The 2,327-nt window shown below is 59.7% G+C and carries 2 protein-coding genes; both read right to left on the reverse strand.

Features of this window, described 5'->3' with window-relative positions:
- The coding region (locus RMO23_RS13925) for an AAA family ATPase (RefSeq protein WP_309682649.1) at positions 1-1,709 on the reverse strand (1,709 nt) is incomplete at its 3' end.
- 68 nt (positions 1,710-1,777) lie between these two features.
- On the reverse strand, positions 1,778-2,149 hold the full coding sequence (gene clpS / locus RMO23_RS13930; RefSeq protein ID WP_309682652.1) for an ATP-dependent Clp protease adapter ClpS: 372 nt from the start codon (positions 2,147-2,149) through the stop codon (positions 1,778-1,780).
- Positions 2,150-2,327 lie beyond the last annotated feature (178 nt).

Raw genomic sequence — 2,327 nt, forward strand, 5'->3', positions numbered from 1 at the left:
TCGTCAAGCAGCAGCACGCAATGCGGCTTCTTGGTCACCGCCTCGGTCAGCAGCCCGCCCTGGTCGAACCCGACATAGCCCGGCGGTGCGCCAATCAGGCGGCTCACGGCATGGCGCTCCATGTACTCGCTCATGTCAAAGCGGATCAGCTCGATGCCCATGATGTAGGCCAGCTGCTTGGCGGCCTCGGTCTTGCCGACACCGGTGGGGCCGGAAAACAGGAAGGAGCCAATCGGCTTGTCGTCCTTGCCCAGGCCCGAGCGCGCCATCTTGACTGACGACGCCAGCACGTCGAGTGCCTTGTCCTGGCCGAACACCACGCTTTTCAGATCACGTTCCAGCGTTTTGAGCTTGCCGCGGTCGTCGTTGGAGACGTTGGCGGGCGGAATGCGGGCAATCTTGGCCACGATTTCCTCGACCTCGGTCTTGGTGATGGTTTTCTTGCGCTTGTTGGCCGGCAAAATCCGCTGGGCGGCGCCCGCCTCGTCAATCACGTCAATCGCCTTGTCGGGCAGATGCCGGTCGTTGATGTACTTGGCGCTCAGCTCGGCTGCGGCCTGCAGGGCTGCGGGGGCGTACTTGACGCTGTGGTGCTCTTCAAAGCGCGACTTCAGGCCTTTGAGAATTTCCACCGTTTCCTGCACGGTAGGCTCAACCACATCGACCTTCTGGAAGCGCCGGGACAGCGCCGCGTCTTTCTCGAAAATACCGCGGTACTCGGTGAAGGTGGTGGCGCCAATGCACTTGAGCTGGCCCGAACTGAGCGCCGGCTTGAGCAGGTTGGACGCATCCAGCGTGCCGCCCGAAGCCGCGCCGGCCCCGATCAGGGTATGGATTTCATCGATGAACAGCACGCCGTTGGGCTTGTCTTTTAGCGCCTTGAGCACGCCCTTGAGCCGCTGCTCGAAGTCGCCGCGGTACTTGGTGCCGGCCAGCAAAGCGCCCATGTCGAGCGAATACACGTTCGCTTCGGCCAGGATTTCGGGCACGTCTTTTTGCGTGATGCGCCAGGCCAGACCCTCGGCAATCGCGGTTTTGCCGACACCGGCCTCGCCCACCAGCAGCGGGTTGTTTTTGCGGCGGCGGCACAGAATCTGAATGACGCGCTCAACCTCGTACTGCCGGCCGATCAGCGGGTCAATCTTGCCTTCCCTGGCAAGCTGGTTGAGGTTGACGGTGAACTGCTCAAGCGGTGACGCTTTTTCGTTCTTTTCGCCGCCCTCTTCGTTTTCGGCCGCGCTCTCACCGGACTTGGCAGGCTCGGGCGGGTCGCTCTTTTTAATGCCATGCGCGATGAAGTTCACCACGTCCAGGCGCGTCACGCCCTGCTGATGCAGGTAATACACGGCATGCGAGTCCTTCTCGCCAAAAATGGCGACCAGCACATTGGCACCGGTGACTTCTTTCTTGCCGTTGCCGGTGGACTGCACATGCATGATGGCGCGCTGGATCACGCGCTGAAAACCCAGCGTGGGCTGGGTGTCCACATCGTCGCTGCCAGCGACCTGCGGCGTATTGTCCTTGATGAAGTTGGCCAGCGCCTTGCGCAGGTCATCGACATTGGCGGAGCAAGCGCGCAGCACCTCGGCCGCACTGGGGTTGTCCAGCAAGGCCAGCAACAGGTGTTCAACGGTGATGAACTCGTGACGCTGCTGACGCGCTTCGACAAAGGCCATGTGCAAGCTGACTTCTAGTTCCTGGGCAATCATTGATTTTCCTTTCGGCTTGCTTGCGTACTAACTTTACTCAATTCTGAAGAGAATATTGGCGGGATTTGTCATATTTCAATGGGCTCGCTGACACTTTGCAACGGGTGGCCATTTTTTCGGGCGGCCTCAGTGACCTGGTCGACCTTGGTCGCAGCTACATCCTTCGAATAAACGCCACAAATGCCTTTGCCGTCTAGGTGGATCTTCAGCATGATCTGGGTTGCGGTTTCTCGGTCCTTGTTGAAAAACTCCTGAATCACCATCACCACAAACTCCATCGGCGTGTAGTCATCGTTGAGCAGCACCACCTGGTACATCTGCGGCGGCTTGGTCTTTTGCGGACGGCGCTCCAGCACCACCGACTCGCCGCCACGGCCATCGTCAGGCCTGACAACGGGGGCGGGCGGCAAGGCAGGAGACTTGGGGGATTTGGTAGCCATGGAAATCATTCTAGCGACCGACGGCGGGCACTGCCGCAGACAGGGAAATTGGTGGCAGGAACGCGACATTCAACCGTGGCATATTCACGAAAATGACCCACCCAAGAAAAAACCGCCGCGGAATCGCTTCCGGGCGGCTTCTAAGGGGCAATCCGCTGAAAACGGCTGATTACATGTT

The organism is Polaromonas sp., from assembly GCF_031411155.1.
GTDB lineage: Bacteria > Pseudomonadota > Gammaproteobacteria > Burkholderiales > Burkholderiaceae_C > Polaromonas.

Coding starts and splice junctions, on each gene's coding strand:
- clpS (WP_309682652.1), bottom strand. CDS start 2,149: ATGGCTACCAAATCCCCCAAGTCTCCTGCCTTGCCGCCCGCCCCCGTT.